Genomic DNA, 17,502 nt, shown 5'->3' with positions numbered 1-17,502 from the left:
GCAAGAACGTACAAGCCGCCACGGGCAGCGCACCGCTATCCTGCATTTCATGGAGACGCGCCCTGTGAAACCTTCCCCCACACCTTCATCCCCGCCCCGCCACCCGCTCAACGAATGGCTCGACGGCGCACGCGACACGATCCCGATGATGATCGGCGCGGCGCCGTTCGGCGTGATCTTCGGCACGCTGGTCGGCGGCGGCCCGCTCGCCGCATGGCACGGCGCGCTGATGTCGCTCGCGGTGTTCGCGGGCTCCGCGCAATTCATCGCGCTCGGCCTCATCGCCGGCAGCGCGAGCTTCGTCGTCGTACTCGCGACGACGCTGATCGTGAACCTGCGTCACCTGCTGTACAGCGCGACGCTCGCGCCGTACGTCGCGCACCTGCCGCTGCGCTGGCGCGCGACGCTCGGCGCGCTGATGACCGACGAGGTGTTCGCGGTCGCCTATGCGCACTACCGGCACTTCCCGCCCGGTGCGATCGGCCCCCACTACTTCTTCGGCTCAGGCCTCGCGATGTACCTGAACTGGCAGGTCTGGACGCTCGCGGGCATCGGTTTCGGCGCGGCCTTCCCGGGCCTCCAGTCGCTCGGCCTCGATTTCGCGATGGCGGCGACCTTCATCGCGATCGTCGTTCCGCAACTCGGCACGCTGCGCTATTTCGCGGCCGCCGCGACGGCCGGCACGCTCGCGTACTTCTGGCAGGGCTGGCCGTACAAGCTCGGGCTGCTGGGCGCGGTCGCCGCCGGCGTCGCGGTCGGCGTCGCGCTGACGCTGCGGCGCGAGCGTTCGCGCACCGCCTCACGCACGGAGACCGCATCGTGAGCTACGCGCTGCTGATCCTCGGGATGGCCGTGATCACCTATGCGATCCGGACGACGCTGTTCCTGTTCGGCGAGCGGCTGACCTTCCCGCCGCTCGTGCGGACCGCGCTCGGCTTCGTGCCCGTCACCGTGCTGACCGCGATCATCGTGCCGATGACCGTCTCGCCGCACGGCGGCACGGCCGAACTGACCTGGCGCAATCCGCAGCTTGTCGGCGCGCTCGCCGCCGTGCTGGTATCGGCGACGACACGCCGGCCGCTCGTGACGATCGCGGTCGGGCTCGCGGTGTTCTTCTTCTGGCAAGGGATCGTGATGCCGCATTGGCTGCCGGCCTGAGCGAACGTCGCCCGCCCACGCTCAAGTTTTCTCCCGGCGCGCCGATATCGGGTAGGAAGACCCGCCATCGGCCTCGGCGCGAACCGGTCCGTCGACGCTGCGCCCGCACCGGTGCGCGGTGTCGGCCGCCGGCCCGCGCGGGCCGCCATCGAGACGACTCATGGGCCAGATCACCCTTTCCCTCAAGGACGACACGCTTGCGTCCCTGCGCAAGGACTACGACGCATTCGTGCGCGTGTCGCTGAAACTCGACCCGCAGTTCGCGACGCCGTCGTTCGAGGATTTCCTGCGCGCCAAGCTGCTCGACAACATGGTGCCGCTGACCGAGCATGCCGTGCAGCGGATGCTCGAAGGCGGCCAGTACGCGTGGGCGAAGCGCACGCTCGACAAGGAATTTCCGGACGTCGTCGCGATCCTGATGCGACAGGCCGGCGAATTCGGCTTCGGCTTCGCGTCGCGCTCCGAATGGACACCCGACGAGCTCGCGAAGGCGTGCCGTGACTGGGCCAAGGCGATCGTCGCCGAAGCACAGGGCGACGCGTCGCTCGTCGATCCGCTCGCCGCGCAGATCAAGAGCGCGGTGCACGACATCCAGGCGCTCGAGGAAATGATGCAGACGCCCGCATGGCGGCTTGCGGAATCGCTGCGCCAGCGCGTCTACGAGGCGAAGCTCGCGTGCGAGATGAGCGTCGGCAGCGCCGCGCGCGACAAGCTCGGCGAACTGCGCGGCCTGCTGCGGCTCGGGCTCGCGCACGGTTCGTTCCAGAAACAGGAAGCGCAGCAGATCATGGAATACCTGCGGCTGCTGAAGCCCGAGATCTTCGTCGACGAGCCGTACGACGTTTTCGCGCGGCTTGCCGCGTGGCTGCGCAGCGTATTCACGCCGTCCGCCGCGCGATCGGCGCACGGACCGGGGCAGGAACAGCACCGGCCATGACGGCCCGCGTCCACGCATGAAGAACGGCCCGGTCCGCGCGAAGCGAACCGGGCCGCCGATCGATCGCCGTCACGACGCGCCGTCCGGGGCGAACGTCGTGCGACGTCGGGGGGCCGCTTACTGCGCGGCACCCGAGGCCGATGCACCGCCCTGCACGCCGGCCGACGCGCCGCCTTCGACCGCCTCGTCGCCCACCTTCGACTTTGCCGTGCCGGCATGATGCTTGGCCGACTTCGCCGCATGCTTCGCGTGCTTCTTGGCCGAGTGGACCGACGACGATGCCGTATCCTTCGCGCCGTCGGCTGCCGCACCGACCGCGTCGGTCGCGCCGCCGACCGCATTGCCCGACGCGTTCGCGCCGGCACCACCCTGCATGCCTGCACCTGCGCCAGCCCCTGCCGCCGGCGCCTGCGCCTGCACGCCGGCACCTGCGGTGCCCTGGGCCGCGACACCCGTCTGCGCGAATGCGGCCGAAGTGGCGAACGCCGTCAGCGCGGCACCGATCAGCATCGTACGAATCTTGGACATGACAATCCTCCTCAAGAAGTTGTGGGCGCGGACCGCGTCGATGCGATCCGTCGCGTCCCCTGCCGCAACGCGCAGCAGGTACGACGAAAGACCCGCGGGCCGCACGTCCGGTTCTCGAATCTCTCAGACTGTTACCCACCGTTTCATTTGCTGACGAATCGCTCACAGTCCTTAACAACTGCGGCGCGCGGGCCTGCACGAGCGTCCGCACTCGCGCGCCGGCCGTCGGTGCCGTATGATGCGGGGCGATTCCTCCCGCGCACGCGCGCTCCCTTCGTCATGCCCAATCTGGATTTCACGCTGACCGGCGAATACGTCGAGCTGCACAACCTTCTCAAGATCACCGGCCTCGCGGATAGCGGCGGCACCGCGAAGATGTTCGTCGCGTCCGGCGCGGTGAAAGTCGACGGCGTGGTCGAGCTGCGCAAGACGTGCAAGATCCGCGCGGGTCAGGTCGTGCTGTTCGGCGATACGCGGATCGCGGTTCACGACGCGTAGCGGTTCCCCCTGGCCGCGACATGGCCATCGGCGCGCGTTCGACACCGTTCGAATAAAGCCGTAAGCTAGCCGTCTCTCAAAATAAAGACAGCGCGGGCCCGCACCCGCGCGAGCGCTCATTCCATGTCGCATTCCGGTCTTACGCGGACGGCCGCCGCGCCGCCGTCCCTGTCCAGTCATGCCGCCGATACCGCGCGCCTCGCCGCGCCGCTCGCGATCGCGCAGCTCTCGCAGATGGCGATGAGCGTCACCGACACGGTGCTGCTCGGCTCGCTCGGCCCCGACTCGCTCGCGGCGGGCGGCCTCGGCGCGAACTTCTTCTTCGTCATCGTGACCGTGCTGCAGGGCGTGCTGTCGTCGGTCAGCGTGAGCGTCGCGCATGCGCGCGGCGCGCAGGCGGAAGACCGCGTGCCGCACATCTACTGGACCGGCTTCGCGCTTTCCGTGCTGCTCGCGATTCCGGCGATCGTCGCGCTGTCGCTGTCCGAACCGATCCTGCTGATGTTCCACGAGCCGCCGACGCTCGCGCATCACGTCGGCGAGTACACCGGCGTCCTGCGGTTCGCGGCGCTCGGCAGCCTGATCGGCGTCGGACTGATGCGCGCATTCCTGCCGGCGATCGGCGCCGCACGACGCCTGCTGTGGGTGTCGATCGGCGGCGTCGGCGTCAACGGCGTGCTCAACTACGGGCTGATCCACGGCGCATTCGGCTTGCCGCGGCTCGGCTTTCTCGGCTCGGCGGTCGCGACGACCATCACCATCTGGCTCACCGCGCTCGCGCTGATCTGGCTGCTGCACGGCCGCCAGCGATTCCGCCATTTCGTGACCGCCGCCCGCCCGAAACTGCCCGTGATGGGCGAGCTGATCGGCATCGGCTGGCCGGTCGCGATCACGTACGGGGTCGAATCGACGCTCTTCCTCGCCACGGGCCTCACCATCGGCGTGCTCGGCGCGACGTCGCTTGCCGCGCACCAGATCGCGCTGAACGTCGCGTCGGTCGCGTTCATGGTGCCGCTCGCGATCGGTCAGGCCGCCAATGTGCGGGTCGGCTACTGGATCGGCGCCGGCCAGCCGGTCGCCGCGCGGCATGCTGGCTTCGTCGCGCTCGGGCTCGGCGTCGCGTTCATGTCGCTGTCGGGGCTCGTGCTGATCGTCGCGCCGCATGCGATCGTCGGCCTGTATCTGCAACTCGACGACCCGGCCAACGCGGCGACCGTGTCGCTGGCCGCGTCGCTGCTCGGCATCGCCGCGGTGTTCCAGATCGTCGACGGCATGCAGACCGTCGGGTCGGGCGCACTGCGCGGACTGCGGGACACGCGCATCCCGATGCTCGCGGCGACCTTCGGCTACTGGGGCATCGGTTTTCCGACCGGTTACTGGCTGGCGTTCCATGCCGGCCTCGGCGCGCGCGGCCTGTGGTGGGGGCTCGCGGCCGGCCTCGCGAGCGTCGCCGTGCTGATGGCCTGGCGCTTTCACCGGAAGACCTCGTCGCTCGTCGCGCCGACGCGTTGAGTTCGGCACGACGCGAAATCGCGGCCGGCGCTATGCTTGTCGGCTGAAGACCCAGGACGCCGCGCCAGCGGCGCGACTGCCTCACGATACGCCAGACGCCGCGCGACGCGCGGCCTTTCCCCTTCCCAAGAGGAGTGCATCATGAACGAAGCAGTTCGGATGGAACGCGACACGTTCGGCGAGATCGCCGTGCCGGCCAACCGGCTCTGGGGCGCGCAGACGGAACGTTCGCTGCAAAATTTCCGGATCTCGACGGAGAAGCAGTCGCCCGAGCTGATCCACGCGCTCGCGATCGTCAAGCGCGCGGCAGCCGCCGTGAACCAGTCGCTCGGCGTGCTGGCCGACGACAAGGCGCGCGCGATCATCGACGCGGCCGACGAGATCATCGCGGGCAAGCATCCGCGCGAATTCCCGCTCGCGGTCTGGCAGACGGGCTCCGGCACGCAGACCAACATGAACCTCAACGAGGTGATCGCGAACCGGGCGAGCGAGCTGCTCGGCGGCGAGCGCGGCGAAGCACGCAAGGTCCACCCGAACGACGACGTGAACCGCGGCCAGTCGTCGAACGACGTGTTCCCGACCGCGATGCATGTCGCGGCCGCCTACGCGATCGCCAACCACCTGCTGCCCGCGCTGCGCACGCTGCGCGCGACGCTCGACGCGAAGTCGAAGGCTTTCGCCGACATCGTGAAGATCGGTCGCACGCACCTGCAGGACGCGACGCCGCTCACGCTCGGGCAGGAGTTTTCCGGCTATGTCGCGCAGCTCGACCAGGGCGTCCGGCACGTCGAATCGGCGCTGCCGCACCTGTACGAGCTCGCGCTCGGCGGCACCGCCGTCGGCACCGGGCTGAACGCGCATCCGGAGTTCGCGGTGCGCGTCGCCGACGAGATCGGCCGGCTGACGAAGCTGCCGTTCGTGACCGCACCGAGCAAGTTCGAGGTGATGGCGGCCGCCGATGCGCTGGTGTTCGCGCACGGCGCGCTGAAGACGGTCGCGGCCGGCCTGATGAAGATCGCCAACGACGTCCGCTGGCTCGCGAGCGGACCGCGCTGCGGGCTCGGCGAACTGTCGATTCCGGAAAACGAACCGGGCAGCTCGATCATGCCGGGCAAGGTGAACCCGACGCAGTCGGAAGCCGTGACGATGCTGTGCTGCCAGGTGTTCGGCAACGACGTCGCGGTCAACGTCGGCGGCGCCAGCGGCAATTTCGAGCTGAACGTGTTCCGGCCGATGATCGCGCACAACGTGCTGCAGTCGGTGCGGCTGCTCGCCGACGGCGCGCAGAGCTTCAACGACCACTGTGCGGCGGGCATCGAGCCGAACCGCGCGCGCATCGACCTGCTGCTGAACGAATCGCTGATGCTCGTGACGGCGCTCAATCCGCACATCGGCTACGACAAGGCCGCGCAGATCGCGAAGAAGGCGCACAAGGAAGGCACGACGCTGAAAGCCGCCGCGCTCGCGCTCGGCTACCTGACCGAGGCGGAATTCGACGCCTGGGTGCGCCCCGACGAGATGATCGGAGCGCGGTAATCGCGGGGAAGTGACGCGATGACGGGCGCGGCACGCATGCGCGGCGCCCGTTGTCGTCAGACGGTGCCCTTCGCCACTTCCTCGGGCTTCATCTCGACGATCTTGTCGAGCGCGGCGCGCACGTCGGCCGCATATTTCGCGAGCACTTTCTGCTCGTCGGTCTCGGGCACGAACGGTGGCACGGGCACAGGGTTGCCGTTCTCGTCGACCGCGACGAACACGACGAGGCAATCCGTGGTCTGGCGCAACACGCCGCCCTTCGGATCGCCGGCATGCACGGACACATGGATGTGCATGCTGGTGCGCCCCGTCGCGACGACGCGCGCCTTCAGTTCGACCAGGTTGCCGACGAGGATCGGACGCTGGAAGCGGATGTTGCCGACGCTGACCGTCACGCAATAGCGGCTCGACCAGACCGCCGCACACGCATACGCGACCTCGTCGATCCACTTCATCAGCGCGCCGCCATGCACCTTGCCGCCGAAGTTCACGGACGACGGCTCGGCGAGGAAGCGGAATACGGTTTCGGTGCGGTCGAGGGCGGCCGGTACGGGGGACGGTTGGGACATCGTGGTAGCTCCAGGCGACGGGGTACTGCAATCGGCGCATTATACGTTGCGCTGCGGCAACACGTCGCGGCGCCCGCCCCACCCGCTGAGCCGGCGTCGGCGCCGGAAATCGGCGCCCGTCAGCGGCGCACCGTGATCCCCTGGTCGATCGTCCCGTACATTTCGAGGCTGCCGCCCCCCGCGCCGGCGGCGCCCGCGCCGCCCTGCGCACAGGCCGCGCAGAGGAGCGCGGCCGCCAACAAGCAGAAAATCGTCTTCATCGTTGCATCGTGTCGCATCCGGCGGCCCACTGCCGCCGCGTCGCGTCATTTTACGCGCGCGCGGCCGGCAGCCGCAGGTCGCGCACCGCCCCGCCGCATCCGACATTTCACCCGAACGCGAAACATCGAATGCGCGCAACGCCTACACTGCAGTCATTCCGACTGACGAGACACGACGATGACCGATCAAGACGATCACCACTTTCCAGGCCTGAGCCGGATCGGCGCACTGATCGCCGATCCCGGGCGCGCCGCGATGCTGTGGGTGCTGATGGATGGCAGCGCGCGGCCGGCGGGCGAACTGACGATGATCGCGGGGCTGTCGCCGTCCGCGGCGAGCGCGCACCTTGCGCGCCTGACCGAAGGTGGCCTGCTCGCGCTCGACGTGCGTGGCCGGCACCGCTACTACCGGCTCGCGTCGGCCGACATCGCGGCGTCGCTCGAGGCCCTGGCGAACGTTGCCCGAGCGGCCGCGCCGAACCGTCCGGTGCCGCCGCCGTCGCGTACGGTGCCGGCCGAACTGCGCTATGCGCGCACTTGCTACGACCACATGGCCGGCGAGCTCGCGGTCCGCATCTTCGACGGGCTCACCGCTCGCGGCTGGCTGCAGGCGGACGGCGACGCGATCGAGGCCACCGAGCTCGGCACGCAGGCGCTCGCGCGCTGGGGCATCGACGTCGCACAGCAACGCGCGCGCCGCCGCCGTTTCGCATGCGGCTGTCTCGACTGGAGCGAGCGCCGCCCGCATCTCGGCGGCGCGCTGGGCGCGGCGCTCCTCGACAGCTTTTGCGCGCACGGCTGGATCGAGCGTGCCGCCCGGCCACGCGTGCTGCGCGTCACCGTGCCCGGACAGCAGATTTTCGACGACTGGCTTACGTCTGCTTGACGCGCACATTGCGACCGGACGACAACGGCGCGCGATGGACAGGTTTTGTTACATCGCGTGCCATCCGACTTACAAAACACCGAGCACTGAAACAGGCCGAGCAGATATTGTGAACTCGACGGCACGAATCGACGCGCCGCGATAACGACGAAGATGCTCATCATGGCCTCCCTGTTCACGCTCAAGCGAACCGCCCGCTGCACGCTGCTCGCGTTCGCCACGCTGGCGACCCTGCCCTCCGCATTCGCGCAAGCGACACAGGCCGCGGCGTATGCGGCCGCCGCCCGACAGCCGGGCGGCGATCCGCCGAGCCGCGTTGCCCGGCTCAACTACATGTCGGGTGCCGTGACAACGGAACCTGCCGGCACCGATACATGGTCGTACGCCGCCGTGAACCGGCCGCTGACGACCGGCGACCAGCTGTGGAACGATGCCGGCGCGCGCTCGGAGCTGCACATCGGCTCGACCGCGGTGCGTCTCGGCGAATCGACGAGCCTGTCGGTCCTGAACCTCGACGACAACACGACGCAGCTGAAGGTCGGGCTCGGCACCGTGTCGACGCACGTGCGCGATCTGCCGCCCGGCGGGACCTACGAAATAGATACGCCCAATCTCGCGCTCGGCGTCACGGGCCCCGGCGACTATCGCGTCGATGTCGCGCCGAATGGCGCGACCACGACCGTCACCGTCCGCAGCGGCAGCGCGACCGTCTACGGCAGCAACGGGCAGTATCCGCTGTCGCCCGGGCAGCAGGTCGTGTTCACCGGCACCGACCTGCAGGTCGCGCAGCAGTCGGCCGCCCCGGCCCCCGACGCGCTCGACCAGTGGGCCGCCGGCCGCGATGCGGCCGAGCAGCGCTCGGTGTCGGCCCGCTACGTATCGCGCGACGTTCCCGGCTACCAGGACCTCGACGCGAACGGTACTTGGCGCGAAACGCCGAATTACGGCAACGTCTGGGTGCCGAACGACACGCCGGCCGACTGGGCGCCGTATCACGACGGTCACTGGATCTGGCAGGCGCCGTGGGGCTGGACGTGGGTCGACGATGCGCCGTGGGGCTTCGCGCCCTATCACTACGGCCGCTGGGCCTATGTCGACGACAGCTGGGCATGGGTGCCCGGCCCGATGGTCGTCAGCCAGCCGCCCGTCTACGCACCGGCGCTCGTCGCGTTCGTGGGCGGCGGCGGGGGGCCCGACTGGAGCGTCGCGCTGACGGTCGGCGGCGTCGCCGCGGCCGGCTGCGCGTGGTTCGCACTCGGCCCGGGCGAACCCTGGCACCCCGGCTGGGGCGGCTGGAGCCCGCATTACTACGATCGCGTGAACCGGAACATCGTGGTCAACAACGTGACGGTCAACAAAACCGTGAACGTGACGAACATCAATAACATCACCAACATCACCAACATCAACAAGACGTACGTGAACTTCCGGGCGCCGCATGCGATCACGGCCGTGCCGGCGTCCGCGTTCGTGCACGGTCAGCCGGTCGCGCACTTCTCGCAGCACGTCGATCCGCAGCAATGGCGCAACGCGCACGTGATGCCGGGCACCCCCGGCATCGCGCCGGTACGCCAGAGCTTTACCGGCGGACTGCGCACGGCCAGCTACCGCCCGCCGGCGGCGATCGGACAGCACACGTTCGTCGCGACGCGCAATCCGGCGGTGCCGGCCGCATATCGCGACCAGGCGGCCGCGCATCTCGCCCGGCAAGGCGGGCGCGTGCCGGGCGCGGGCGCGCCCGTCGCGAGGACGAACGTGCCGGCCGACTATACGGCTCGCCCGGTTCGCGTTCCGGGCAATCCGAAAGCCGGTGCATGGGCGATGCGCAACGTGCAGCTCGTGAATCCACACGGTCCCGTCGTGCAACCGGCGCACGCGCCGCGCGACGGGCAGCCCGCTCCGGCACAGACAGAGGCACAGGCCGCACGGCCGGGTGCGCCGATGCCGATCATGCCGAATGGCGTGCGGCCGATGAACGGCGAAGCCCCCAATGCGCCGCGCGTCGCGAACGGCGCCACGCCGCAGGCACCGGGCAATCCGGCTCCGCATCAGGCGCCCGGCGCCGGAAATGGCGTCCCGCACCCGCCGACGGCCGTCAACGCGCCGACCGGGCACGACAACACGCACGCTGCCGCGGCGCCCGCGCCCGCGTGGATGCAGCCGCACACGCCGATGGAGCGTCAGCGCCCGACGCCGCCGACGGCACTCCACGGAGCGGGACAGAATGCCATGCCGCCCGTGCGCAGTGCTGCGGCGGTCCCGCATCCGGAAGCCGCGCACGGCACGCAACCCGATGCGCGGCAGGAAACGCCGCGCGCGTTACCGCAACCACGGATCGATACGACCGCGCAGATTCCGCAGCCACGTCCGCGTCCTGACTTCGCGGCACCGGCCCAGCATGCGCAGCCGCGGCCCGAGCGGGCGACCCCGACACCGCAACCGCGCCCCGAATTCGGGCAACCGGCACCGCGGCGCGAGGTCGCGCCGCCGCGCGTGAACGAGTACCGGCCGCCCGCGCCGGCCGTGCACGACATGCCACGACCGCAGCCGCAGGCGCCGCGCATGGAGCCGCGGCCGTCGATGCCCGCGCCGCACATGGAGCCGCGGCCGCAACCGGCGCCGCACGTCGAGGCGCCGCGCCCGAGCAATCCGCCGCCCGGCGGCCACGACGAGCGGCACCGCCAGTAACCGCCCGATGAAACGGAAAGGCCCGACCGGCAAATGCCGGTCGGGCCTTCTTCATTCCGTCTGGCGCGGGCCGCGTAACCCGCCCCGCCGTCAAGCGCCCGGGCTCAGACCGCCATCGGCGCGGTCAACGGCTCATGATGCCGGTAGCCGACGAGCGAGAAGTCGGACGGCTCGATCTGCTCGAGCCATTCGGGCGCATAAACGCCCGTCTTCGCGTAATCCGGCACGCGCTCGGCGATCTCGAGCCTCGGGCTGTCGTACGGTTCGCGCGTGAGCTGCTGCTGCAGCATGTCGAGCTGGTTCTCGTAGATGTGCGCGTCACCGATGAAGTACGTGAACCAGCGCGGCGTGTAACCCGTCAGCCGGCCGACGAGCGACAGCAGCGCGGCCCCTTCCGTCAGGTTGAACGGCGTGCCGAGCCCGACGTCGTTGCTGCGGATGTACAGGCACAGCGAGATCTCGCGCTTCGTGACGTTCGGCAGGAACTGGTACAGCAGATGGCACGCGGGCAGCGCGATCTGGTCGAGTACGGCCGGATTCCACGCGTGAAACAGGATGCGGCGATCGGACGGGTTCTCCATGATCGTGTCGAGACACTGGCGCAACTGGTCGATCGCCTTGTACAGCAGCACCTTCGGCGCACCGTCCTCGTCGAAGCGCGTGACGATCCGGAAACCGCGGCGCGTCGCGTCGGCGATCTGCGCGTCGGCGCCCGCGTCGAGCACCTTGTAGCCGGGCCACTGGCGCCATTGCACACCGTACACGTCGCCCAGGTCGTCGACGCCCTGGCGGTACGGGTTCGCGAGCCACTGCGCGTTGTCGTTCGCGTTCGCGTCCCATACCTTGCAGCCGAGCGCGCGGAAATCGGCCGCGCTGCGCGACGCCCGCAGGAATCCGACCAGTTCGCCGATCGCGGACTTGAACGCGAGCTTCTTGGTCGTCACGGCCGGGAAGCCTTGCTGCAGGTCGAACCGCAGCATCGCACCGGGCATGCTGATGGTGCGGATGCCCGTGCGGTTCTCCTGCCAGGTGCCGGTATCGAGGATGGTGCGAACGAGGTCGAGGTACTGTTTCATGCGGGTTCCTTCGGCCGCGAGGGCGGCCGTCACCCGCCGATTTTAGCAAGCGTGACGCGGAACCTCCGGCAACGGCGCCGAAAACCCTCCCAGCGGGTCGCTGCGGTCGCGCATGCCGTGCGCGCACATCAGCCTGTACAGCGTGACGCGCGACACGCCGAGTTCGCGCGCCGCATCGGCGAAACGGCCGCGGTGGCGCAGCAGCGCCTGCTCGATCGCCTGCCGTTCGGCCGCTTCCCGAGCTTCGGTGAGCGAGACGGGCGCCAGGATCGCGAATTCGTTGAGTTCGAGATCGGCCGCGGTAATCATCCGGCCCTCCGACATCACGATCGCGCGGCGCACGCGATTGATCAGTTCGCGCACGTTGCCCGGCCACGAATAACCGTACAGCGCGGCGATCGCGTCCGGCGAGAAACCGCGCAGACGGCGATGCGCATCGCCCTTGAAACGCTCGAGCATGTGGCGCGCCAGCAGTTCGATATCCTTGCCGCGCGCGCGCAGCGGCGGCTCCTCGATCTTCAGCACGCACAGCCGATGGAACAGATCCTCGCGGAACCGCCCGTCGCGCAGCGCCGCTTCCATGTCCACGTGCGTCGCGCAGATCACGCGCACGTCGACCGGCACCGACGCATGCGCGCCGAGCCGCTCGATCTTGCCTTCCTGCAGGAATCGCAGCAGGCTCGCCTGACTCTCGAGGGGCAGGTCGCCGATCTCGTCGAGAAACAGCGTGCCGCCGTTCGCGGCCTCGACACGGCCGATCTTGCGCTGGTTCGCGCCCGTAAAAGCACCACGCTCATAGCCGAACAGTTCGGCTTGCAGCAGCGTCGACGGAATCGCACCGCAATTGATCGCGACGAACGGCGCCGGCGCGCGGGCCGAGCGCTCATGGATCGCAACGGCGGTCAGTTCCTTGCCGGTACCCGATTCGCCGGAGATGAACACAGGTGCATCGGTCGTGGCGACACGCCGGATCGTCCTGAAGAGCCCGAGCATCGCGTCGCAGGTGCCGACCATCTCGCCTTCGGCGCGCCCGGCGCCGACGGGCGACGTCACCGGGTCGGTCAGCGCGACCATGCCGTGCGCATGGCCGATGGTCTCGACGATGCGCGACGCCTCGTACGGCATCGTCACGTAGTCGAAGCAATAGTCGCGAATGAGATGTCGCAGCGTGGCATCCTGCAACTGCCCACGCCGGGTCGCCGCGATCCAGCCGATGTGCTGGATGCTCAGACACGTTTCGAGTTCGCGTAGATCCGCGGGCCGAAAACCCGGCGAGAAATCGAGCAGACCGGCGGTTGCCACGCCGTGTTGCACGACACGCCGCACGTCGCGTGCGCTTTCCGCAAGATCGACGCGCCACCCGCATTCGTCGAAATGCCCGCGCAACGCATCGTTCGGCTCGCGCGAGAAATAGATCACATGCCGCTGCTCGGCTCCCATATACCCACCCCGTTCATCAACCGTCCAACGATTGCCGCACACGCCAAGTCGCGTGCAAAAGGATCGAACCGGGTCAGCCGAAGCGGCTCGATTCGCCATGCCGATGCGCGACGACGACTAGTCTCGCATGATGGCGCTTGTCTCGCGTCCAGTTATTTTTTGGTCACGACGGCTTAGTTATAGGCGCTGAATACGACAAACGAATCGCAGCGCAAATGGGCGAGCGGCCGAATCGCTCAATGGTCGACGTTTATCAATCATCTGCACATAGCACACGCGCAGCGACGCGTACCTGCATCGACACACGCGCCGATTTTCATCCTTGAAGCGTATCGATTGAATCCGCAGTATTCCCAAGCCCCGTCGTTTCACGCCTGAAACATTTTGCGGTGTTTTCGATCGCGATTCATGACGCTCCCCCGCGAACCGCAGACGCGACAACGGTCTTCGCCCGATGGCATGCATTTCGCTGAATGTGTAACGGATCGGAGAAGGCGGCCATGCGAACATTTTTTTCACGGTCTTGCGTGCAGATGACGATCGCGTTTGCGCTCGCGTGCCCGTTCATGCCGGCCCGCTCGGAAGAAGGCACGCGGCCCGAACGCGCGATGCTGCTTGCCGATAACGCTCCGCGCATGCAACAGGAAAGCCGCATCGTTATCCTGCCGATTGCCGCCCCCCAACCGCGTTCGTCGGGCAAGACATGGGTGACGCTGTGGGACGAACTCGCCCCGCCGGCTCGGCTGCCGGTACCGAGTCCTGTTCCGCTTCCCGGCAACACGCAGCATGCGATGGAGGGAAACACCGGAAACCGCATGCATCAATAATCTGCACACGGCGTCACATGCCGCTCAATCGATGAGGATTACAGATCGAATGGGATGGTCAGGCCGTTTCATGCAGCGTCGATATCGCGACGCGAACCGTTTTTTGTGTCCGTCCCCCGGCGGGCACTCTTTTTATTCGGGACATCACTGCGCAAAGGCCGCACCTCGTCACCACCGCCGACGAGGTGCGGCGGACTGGAAACCGCCAATGCGCGCGCATCCGCATCGTCGCGGTCGCGCGCCGCCATTCCGGTAAAATCGGTGCCATTCCGGCTCCCCTCTTCCCAGACCTTCATGACGACGTTGACCCTGATCGTCGCGCGCGCCCGCAACGGCATCATCGGCCGCGACAACCAGTTGCCCTGGAAACTTCCCGAAGACCTCGCGTTCTTCAAGCGCACGACGATGGGCGCGCCGATCGTGATGGGCCGCAAGACCCACGAGTCGATCGGCCGGCCGCTGCCGGGCCGCCGCAATATCGTCGTCACGCGCGACGCAACGCGCCGCTTCGTCGGCTGCGACACCGTCAAGTCGCTCACAGATGCGCTCGCGCTCGCCGCGCGCGACGGGGTCGCCGAAGCATTCCTGATCGGCGGCGCACAGCTCTATGCGGAAGGCCTGGAACTCGCCGACAAACTGATCGTCACCGAGATCGACGCGGACTTCGAGGGCGATGCGTCGTTCCCGGCGCCCGATCCCGCGCACTGGCACGAAGTGTCGCGCGACCCGCATCAGGCCGCCGCGCCGAACACGTTCGGCTACGCGTTCGTCGTCTACGCGCGCAAGCGCGGCTGACACGCGGCACACGACAAAAAGCCCGACCGGCGCACTCACGCCGGTCGGGCTTTTTCGTTTCCCCGCGGCCGACGCCGCGCCGCTTACTGCCCGGCGATCGTCATCTGCTCGATCAGCACCGAGCCCGTTTCCTTCGTACCGCGCACGATCGAATCCGCACCGATCGCGACGATATGCCGGAACATCTCCTGCAACGTGCTCGCGACGGTGATTTCCTCGACCGGATACTGGATCACGCCGTTCTCGACCCAGAAGCCGGCCGCGCCGCGCGAATAGTCGCCCGTCACGTAGTTCACGCCCTGCCCCATCAGCTCCGTCAACAGCAGGCCCGTACCGAGCTTCTTCAGCATCGCGTCGAAATCGTCGCCCGGCTGCGTGTTCGAACTGCGCAGCGCGAGGTTGTGCGAACCGCCCGCGTTGCCGGTCGTCTGCGTGCCGAGCTTGCGCGCCGAATAGGTCGACAGGAAGTAGCCTTCGACGACACCGTCGCTGACGACGCTGCGCGCACGCGTGCGCACGCCTTCCTCGTCGAACGGCGCGCTGCCCATCGCACGCGGCACGTGCGGATCCTCGACGACCTGCACGTGCGGTGCGAACACCGGCTTGCCGAGGCTGTCGACGAGGAACGACGTCTTGCGGTACAGTGCGCCGCCGCTGACGGCTTGCACGAAAGCGCCGAGCAGGCCGGCCGCGAGCGGCGCCTCGAACAGCACGGGCACCTTGCGGGTGTCGAGACGGCGCGCGCCCATCCGCGCAAGCGCACGCTCGGCCGCATAACGCCCGACGGCTTCCGGCGCAGCGAGGTCGACCGCGCTGCGCTTCGACGAATACCAGTCGTCGCGCTGCATGTGGCGGCCAGTGCCCGCGATCGGCGCACACGCGATGTAGTGGCGCGAGTACGGGTAGCCCGCGAGGAAGCCGCGCGACGTCGCGAGCACGAACTGCGAATGCTGCGCCGACACGCTTGCGCCTTCCGAGTTGCGGATCTGCGGGCTGACCGCGAACGCGGCGTCTTCCGCGCGGCGGGCGAGCTCGACGGCCTCGTCGGCCGTCAGCGCCCACGGGTGGTAGAGATCGAGGTCGCGCGGGTCGGTTTCGAGCAGCTCGGCCTCGGCGAGGCCGGCCGCGTCGTCCTCGGCCGTGAAGCGCGCGATGTTGTACGCGGCGGCGACGGTGTCCTTGATCGCGGCCGGCGAGAAATCCGACGTGCTCGCGTTGCCGCGCTTCTTGCCGATGAACACCGTCACGCCGACCATCTTGTCGCGGTTGTGTTCGATCGTCTCGACCTCGCCGCGGCGCACCGACACCGACAGGCCGTCGCCTTCGGAGATTTCGGTCGCGGCGTCCGTCGCGCCGAGTGCCTTCGCATGGCGAAGGATGTCCGAGGCAATTTCTTTGAGCTGGTCCTGCGTGTGCGGGAAATAGCGCGCTTGTACGTCGAGATTGGCTGCCATCGTCGTGATATCCGGTGGCGGGCGAGCCGCCCGCATGTTCAAAATGTTGCGTATCCCGCGATCATAGCAAGGTCCGGGGCCACATACCGACAAGCTTGGGGTGTCCGCGCCGCGATACAATGCCGCCCATGACACGCAAAACCCGAATCCAGCCGATCGAGCACGCCGCCGACGACGACGGCAATGGCTACGATCGCCCCAGCAAATCCCAGTTGAAACGCGAGATGCACGCGCTGCAGGAGCTCGGCCAGGCCCTGGTCGACCTGCCGAAGGACGCGCTCAAGCGCATGCCGATGCCCGAGGACCTCGCCGACGCCGTGCGCGAGGCGCGCCGGATCACCGACCACGAAGGCAAGCGCCGCCAGCTCCAGTACGTCGGCCGCGTGATGCGCTCGCTGACCGACGAGGAAACGGCCGCGCTGCGCACCGCGCTGGACGCCCAGCGAGGCGTGAACAAGGCCGCGACCGCCCGCCTGCACTGGATCGAGCGCACGCGCGAACAGCTGCTCGCCAGCGACGACGCGCTGACCGAATTCCTCCGCCGGCATCCCGAAGCCGACATCCAGGAAGGCCGCACGCTGATCCGCAACGCACGCAAGGAAGCACAGCAAGGCAAGCCGCCGCGCTATTTCCGCGAGCTGTTCCAGTGGATCAAGACCGCGAGCGGTTCGGACGAGGCCGACGCAGACGAAGCGCCGGACGAAGCCGGAGACGACCATGACGACGAAGCGTAACCACCCGGACGAGCTCGTGGTCGGCCTCGTGTCGATCAGCGACCGCGCCAGCACGGGCGTTTATGAGGACAAGGGCATTCCGGCGCTGCAGGAATGGCTCGCCGGCGCATTGCGCTCGCCGTGGCGCGCCGAAACCCGGCTGATCCAGGACGACGCGCCGACGATCTCCGCCACGCTCGCAGAATTCGTCGACGTCGCGGGTTGCGATCTGGTGCTGACGACCGGCGGCACCGGCCCCGCGCGACGCGACGTGACGCCGGAAGCCACGCTGGCCGTTGCGACGAAGGAAATGCCGGGATTCGGCGAACAGATGCGGCAAATCAGCCTGAATTTCGTGCCGACCGCGATCCTGTCGCGGCAGGTCGCGGTGATCCGCGAGACGGCCGACCACGCGGCGCTGATCATCAACCTGCCCGGCCAGCCGAAGTCGATCCGGGAAACGCTCGAAGGGCTGCGCGACGCCGACGGCAAGTCGACCGTGCCCGGCATCTTCGCGGCCGTACCCTACTGCATCGACCTGATCGGCGGCCCGTACATCGAGACCGACGCCGCGGTGGTCGCGGCGTTCCGGCCGAAGAGCGCGCAACGCGCGCCGCGCTGAGCG

The 17,502-nt window shown here is 68.5% G+C and carries 19 protein-coding genes; 12 read left to right on the top strand and 7 right to left on the bottom strand.

Going from position 1 to position 17,502, the window contains the following annotated elements:
* The first annotated feature begins 49 nt into the window (after positions 1 to 49).
* The 3 genes from ACV22W_RS25325 to ACV22W_RS25315 all read left to right on the top strand — a co-directional run bounded on the left by ACV22W_RS25325 (position 50) and on the right by ACV22W_RS25315 (position 2,095).
* Positions 50 to 823, top strand: coding sequence for an AzlC family ABC transporter permease (locus ACV22W_RS25325; RefSeq protein WP_448022351.1), 774 nt, complete (start codon positions 50 to 52; stop codon positions 821 to 823).
* On the top strand, positions 820 to 1,158 hold the full coding sequence (locus ACV22W_RS25320; RefSeq protein ID WP_059523773.1) for an AzlD domain-containing protein: 339 nt from the start codon (positions 820 to 822) through the stop codon (positions 1,156 to 1,158). Before ACV22W_RS25325 ends, ACV22W_RS25320 begins: the two co-directional genes overlap by 4 nt.
* A 160-nt stretch (positions 1,159 to 1,318) precedes the next feature.
* Complete coding sequence (locus ACV22W_RS25315) at positions 1,319 to 2,095, top strand: DUF4088 family protein (RefSeq protein WP_448022350.1); 777 nt, start codon at positions 1,319 to 1,321, stop codon at positions 2,093 to 2,095.
* Between the two features lie 117 nt (positions 2,096 to 2,212).
* Here the strand turns inward: ACV22W_RS25315 and ACV22W_RS25310 are convergent, their stop codons facing one another.
* Entirely contained in the window at positions 2,213 to 2,623 is a 411-nt protein-coding gene (locus ACV22W_RS25310; protein ID WP_448022349.1) for a hypothetical protein, read from the bottom strand.
* Positions 2,624 to 2,902: 279 nt separating this feature from the next.
* Between ACV22W_RS25310 and ACV22W_RS25305 the strand changes: the two genes are divergently transcribed.
* The 3 genes from ACV22W_RS25305 to fumC all read left to right on the top strand — a co-directional run bounded on the left by ACV22W_RS25305 (position 2,903) and on the right by fumC (position 6,169).
* Entirely contained in the window at positions 2,903 to 3,121 is a 219-nt protein-coding gene (locus tag ACV22W_RS25305; protein ID WP_006753074.1) for an RNA-binding S4 domain-containing protein, read from the top strand.
* A gap of 123 nt (positions 3,122 to 3,244) precedes the next feature.
* A complete protein-coding gene (gene norM, locus ACV22W_RS25300; protein ID WP_448022348.1) occupies positions 3,245 to 4,633 on the top strand; it encodes a multidrug efflux MATE transporter NorM in 1,389 nt (462 codons plus the stop codon).
* Between the two features lie 141 nt (positions 4,634 to 4,774).
* Entirely contained in the window at positions 4,775 to 6,169 is a 1,395-nt protein-coding gene (gene fumC / locus ACV22W_RS25295) for a class II fumarate hydratase (protein WP_448022347.1), read from the top strand.
* 56 nt (positions 6,170 to 6,225) lie between these two features.
* Here fumC and ACV22W_RS25290 read toward each other — a convergent pair whose 3' ends face one another.
* A complete protein-coding gene (locus tag ACV22W_RS25290) occupies positions 6,226 to 6,738 on the bottom strand; it encodes an acyl-CoA thioesterase (RefSeq protein ID WP_014897688.1) in 513 nt (170 codons plus the stop codon).
* Between the two features lie 119 nt (positions 6,739 to 6,857).
* Positions 6,858 to 6,998 carry a hypothetical protein gene (locus ACV22W_RS25285; RefSeq protein ID WP_179950396.1) on the bottom strand — a complete coding sequence of 47 codons (141 nt, stop codon included), beginning with the start codon at positions 6,996 to 6,998 and terminating at the stop codon, positions 6,858 to 6,860.
* Between the two features lie 178 nt (positions 6,999 to 7,176).
* Here ACV22W_RS25285 and ACV22W_RS25280 point away from each other — a divergent pair, with 178 nt between their 5' ends.
* Both ACV22W_RS25280 and ACV22W_RS25275 read left to right on the top strand, forming a co-directional pair.
* Complete coding sequence (locus ACV22W_RS25280) at positions 7,177 to 7,884, top strand: ArsR/SmtB family transcription factor (RefSeq protein WP_448022346.1); 708 nt, start codon at positions 7,177 to 7,179, stop codon at positions 7,882 to 7,884.
* A gap of 162 nt (positions 7,885 to 8,046) precedes the next feature.
* The gene (locus tag ACV22W_RS25275; RefSeq protein ID WP_448022345.1) at positions 8,047 to 10,572 is read left to right on the top strand and encodes a DUF6600 domain-containing protein; all 2,526 of its coding nucleotides are present in this window, start codon (positions 8,047 to 8,049) and stop codon (positions 10,570 to 10,572) included.
* Positions 10,573 to 10,676: 104 nt separating this feature from the next.
* On the opposite strand, the gene ACV22W_RS25270 is transcribed toward ACV22W_RS25275, so the two are convergent.
* Both ACV22W_RS25270 and ACV22W_RS25265 read right to left on the bottom strand, forming a co-directional pair.
* Positions 10,677 to 11,648 carry a thymidylate synthase gene (locus ACV22W_RS25270; protein ID WP_448022344.1) on the bottom strand — a complete coding sequence of 324 codons (972 nt, stop codon included), beginning with the start codon at positions 11,646 to 11,648 and terminating at the stop codon, positions 10,677 to 10,679.
* A 42-nt stretch (positions 11,649 to 11,690) separates the two neighbouring features.
* Entirely contained in the window at positions 11,691 to 13,088 is a 1,398-nt protein-coding gene (locus tag ACV22W_RS25265) for a sigma 54-interacting transcriptional regulator (protein WP_448022343.1), read from the bottom strand.
* A 533-nt stretch (positions 13,089 to 13,621) separates the two neighbouring features.
* Here ACV22W_RS25265 and ACV22W_RS25260 point away from each other — a divergent pair.
* Positions 13,622 to 13,915: a hypothetical protein gene (locus ACV22W_RS25260; RefSeq protein WP_448022395.1), complete on the top strand. Its 294-nt coding sequence runs from the start codon at positions 13,622 to 13,624 to the stop codon at positions 13,913 to 13,915.
* A 68-nt stretch (positions 13,916 to 13,983) separates the two neighbouring features.
* Here the strand turns inward: ACV22W_RS25260 and ACV22W_RS25255 are convergent, their stop codons facing one another.
* Positions 13,984 to 14,211 carry a hypothetical protein gene (locus ACV22W_RS25255; protein ID WP_448022342.1) on the bottom strand — a complete coding sequence of 76 codons (228 nt, stop codon included), beginning with the start codon at positions 14,209 to 14,211 and terminating at the stop codon, positions 13,984 to 13,986.
* Between ACV22W_RS25255 and ACV22W_RS25250 the strand changes: the two genes are divergently transcribed.
* A complete protein-coding gene (locus tag ACV22W_RS25250; protein WP_448022341.1) occupies positions 14,210 to 14,710 on the top strand; it encodes a dihydrofolate reductase in 501 nt (166 codons plus the stop codon). The two genes, ACV22W_RS25255 and ACV22W_RS25250, sit on opposite strands and share 2 nt — an antisense overlap.
* Positions 14,711 to 14,793: 83 nt before the next feature.
* On the opposite strand, the gene pmbA is transcribed toward ACV22W_RS25250, so the two are convergent.
* The gene (gene pmbA, locus ACV22W_RS25245; RefSeq protein WP_059523791.1) at positions 14,794 to 16,164 is read right to left on the bottom strand and encodes a metalloprotease PmbA; all 1,371 of its coding nucleotides are present in this window, start codon (positions 16,162 to 16,164) and stop codon (positions 14,794 to 14,796) included.
* 128 nt (positions 16,165 to 16,292) lie between these two features.
* Here pmbA and yjgA point away from each other — a divergent pair, with 128 nt between their 5' ends.
* Together yjgA and mog are read left to right on the top strand one after the other, a co-directional pair.
* Positions 16,293 to 16,898 (top strand): ribosome biogenesis factor YjgA, encoded by a 606-nt coding sequence (yjgA, locus tag ACV22W_RS25240; RefSeq protein WP_448022340.1) that lies wholly within the window; start codon positions 16,293 to 16,295, stop codon positions 16,896 to 16,898.
* Positions 16,882 to 17,499 carry a molybdopterin adenylyltransferase gene (gene mog / locus ACV22W_RS25235; protein ID WP_448022339.1) on the top strand — a complete coding sequence of 206 codons (618 nt, stop codon included), beginning with the start codon at positions 16,882 to 16,884 and terminating at the stop codon, positions 17,497 to 17,499. The genes yjgA and mog overlap by 17 nt, the downstream gene beginning before the upstream one ends.
* The last annotated feature ends 3 nt before the right edge of the window (positions 17,500 to 17,502 follow it).

It is taken from the genome of Burkholderia sp. AW49-1, from assembly GCF_053427845.1.
Note: the sequence above shows the minus strand (reverse complement) of the source record. Positions and strands in the feature narration are given on the sequence as shown.

What these genes read in the sequence shown, in the direction of transcription:
- ACV22W_RS25325 (WP_448022351.1), top strand. Translation starts at nt 50, where the DNA reads ATGGAGACGCGCCCTGTGAAACCTTCCCCCACACCTTCATCCCCGCCC.
- ACV22W_RS25315 (WP_448022350.1), top strand. Translation starts at nt 1,319, where the DNA reads ATGGGCCAGATCACCCTTTCCCTCAAGGACGACACGCTTGCGTCCCTG.
- ACV22W_RS25310 (WP_448022349.1), bottom strand. Translation starts at nt 2,623, where the DNA reads ATGTCCAAGATTCGTACGATGCTGATCGGTGCCGCGCTGACGGCGTTC.
- ACV22W_RS25305 (WP_006753074.1), top strand. Translation starts at nt 2,903, where the DNA reads ATGCCCAATCTGGATTTCACGCTGACCGGCGAATACGTCGAGCTGCAC.
- norM (WP_448022348.1), top strand. Translation starts at nt 3,245, where the DNA reads ATGTCGCATTCCGGTCTTACGCGGACGGCCGCCGCGCCGCCGTCCCTG.
- fumC (WP_448022347.1), top strand. Translation starts at nt 4,775, where the DNA reads ATGAACGAAGCAGTTCGGATGGAACGCGACACGTTCGGCGAGATCGCC.
- ACV22W_RS25290 (WP_014897688.1), bottom strand. Translation starts at nt 6,738, where the DNA reads ATGTCCCAACCGTCCCCCGTACCGGCCGCCCTCGACCGCACCGAAACC.
- ACV22W_RS25285 (WP_179950396.1), bottom strand. Translation starts at nt 6,998, where the DNA reads ATGAAGACGATTTTCTGCTTGTTGGCGGCCGCGCTCCTCTGCGCGGCC.
- ACV22W_RS25280 (WP_448022346.1), top strand. Translation starts at nt 7,177, where the DNA reads ATGACCGATCAAGACGATCACCACTTTCCAGGCCTGAGCCGGATCGGC.
- ACV22W_RS25275 (WP_448022345.1), top strand. Translation starts at nt 8,047, where the DNA reads ATGGCCTCCCTGTTCACGCTCAAGCGAACCGCCCGCTGCACGCTGCTC.
- ACV22W_RS25270 (WP_448022344.1), bottom strand. Translation starts at nt 11,648, where the DNA reads ATGAAACAGTACCTCGACCTCGTTCGCACCATCCTCGATACCGGCACC.
- ACV22W_RS25265 (WP_448022343.1), bottom strand. Translation starts at nt 13,088, where the DNA reads ATGGGAGCCGAGCAGCGGCATGTGATCTATTTCTCGCGCGAGCCGAAC.
- ACV22W_RS25260 (WP_448022395.1), top strand. Translation starts at nt 13,622, where the DNA reads ATGACGATCGCGTTTGCGCTCGCGTGCCCGTTCATGCCGGCCCGCTCG.
- ACV22W_RS25250 (WP_448022341.1), top strand. Translation starts at nt 14,210, where the DNA reads ATGACGACGTTGACCCTGATCGTCGCGCGCGCCCGCAACGGCATCATC.
- ACV22W_RS25255 (WP_448022342.1), bottom strand. Translation starts at nt 14,211, where the DNA reads ATGAAGGTCTGGGAAGAGGGGAGCCGGAATGGCACCGATTTTACCGGA.
- pmbA (WP_059523791.1), bottom strand. Translation starts at nt 16,164, where the DNA reads ATGGCAGCCAATCTCGACGTACAAGCGCGCTATTTCCCGCACACGCAG.
- yjgA (WP_448022340.1), top strand. Translation starts at nt 16,293, where the DNA reads ATGACACGCAAAACCCGAATCCAGCCGATCGAGCACGCCGCCGACGAC.
- mog (WP_448022339.1), top strand. Translation starts at nt 16,882, where the DNA reads ATGACGACGAAGCGTAACCACCCGGACGAGCTCGTGGTCGGCCTCGTG.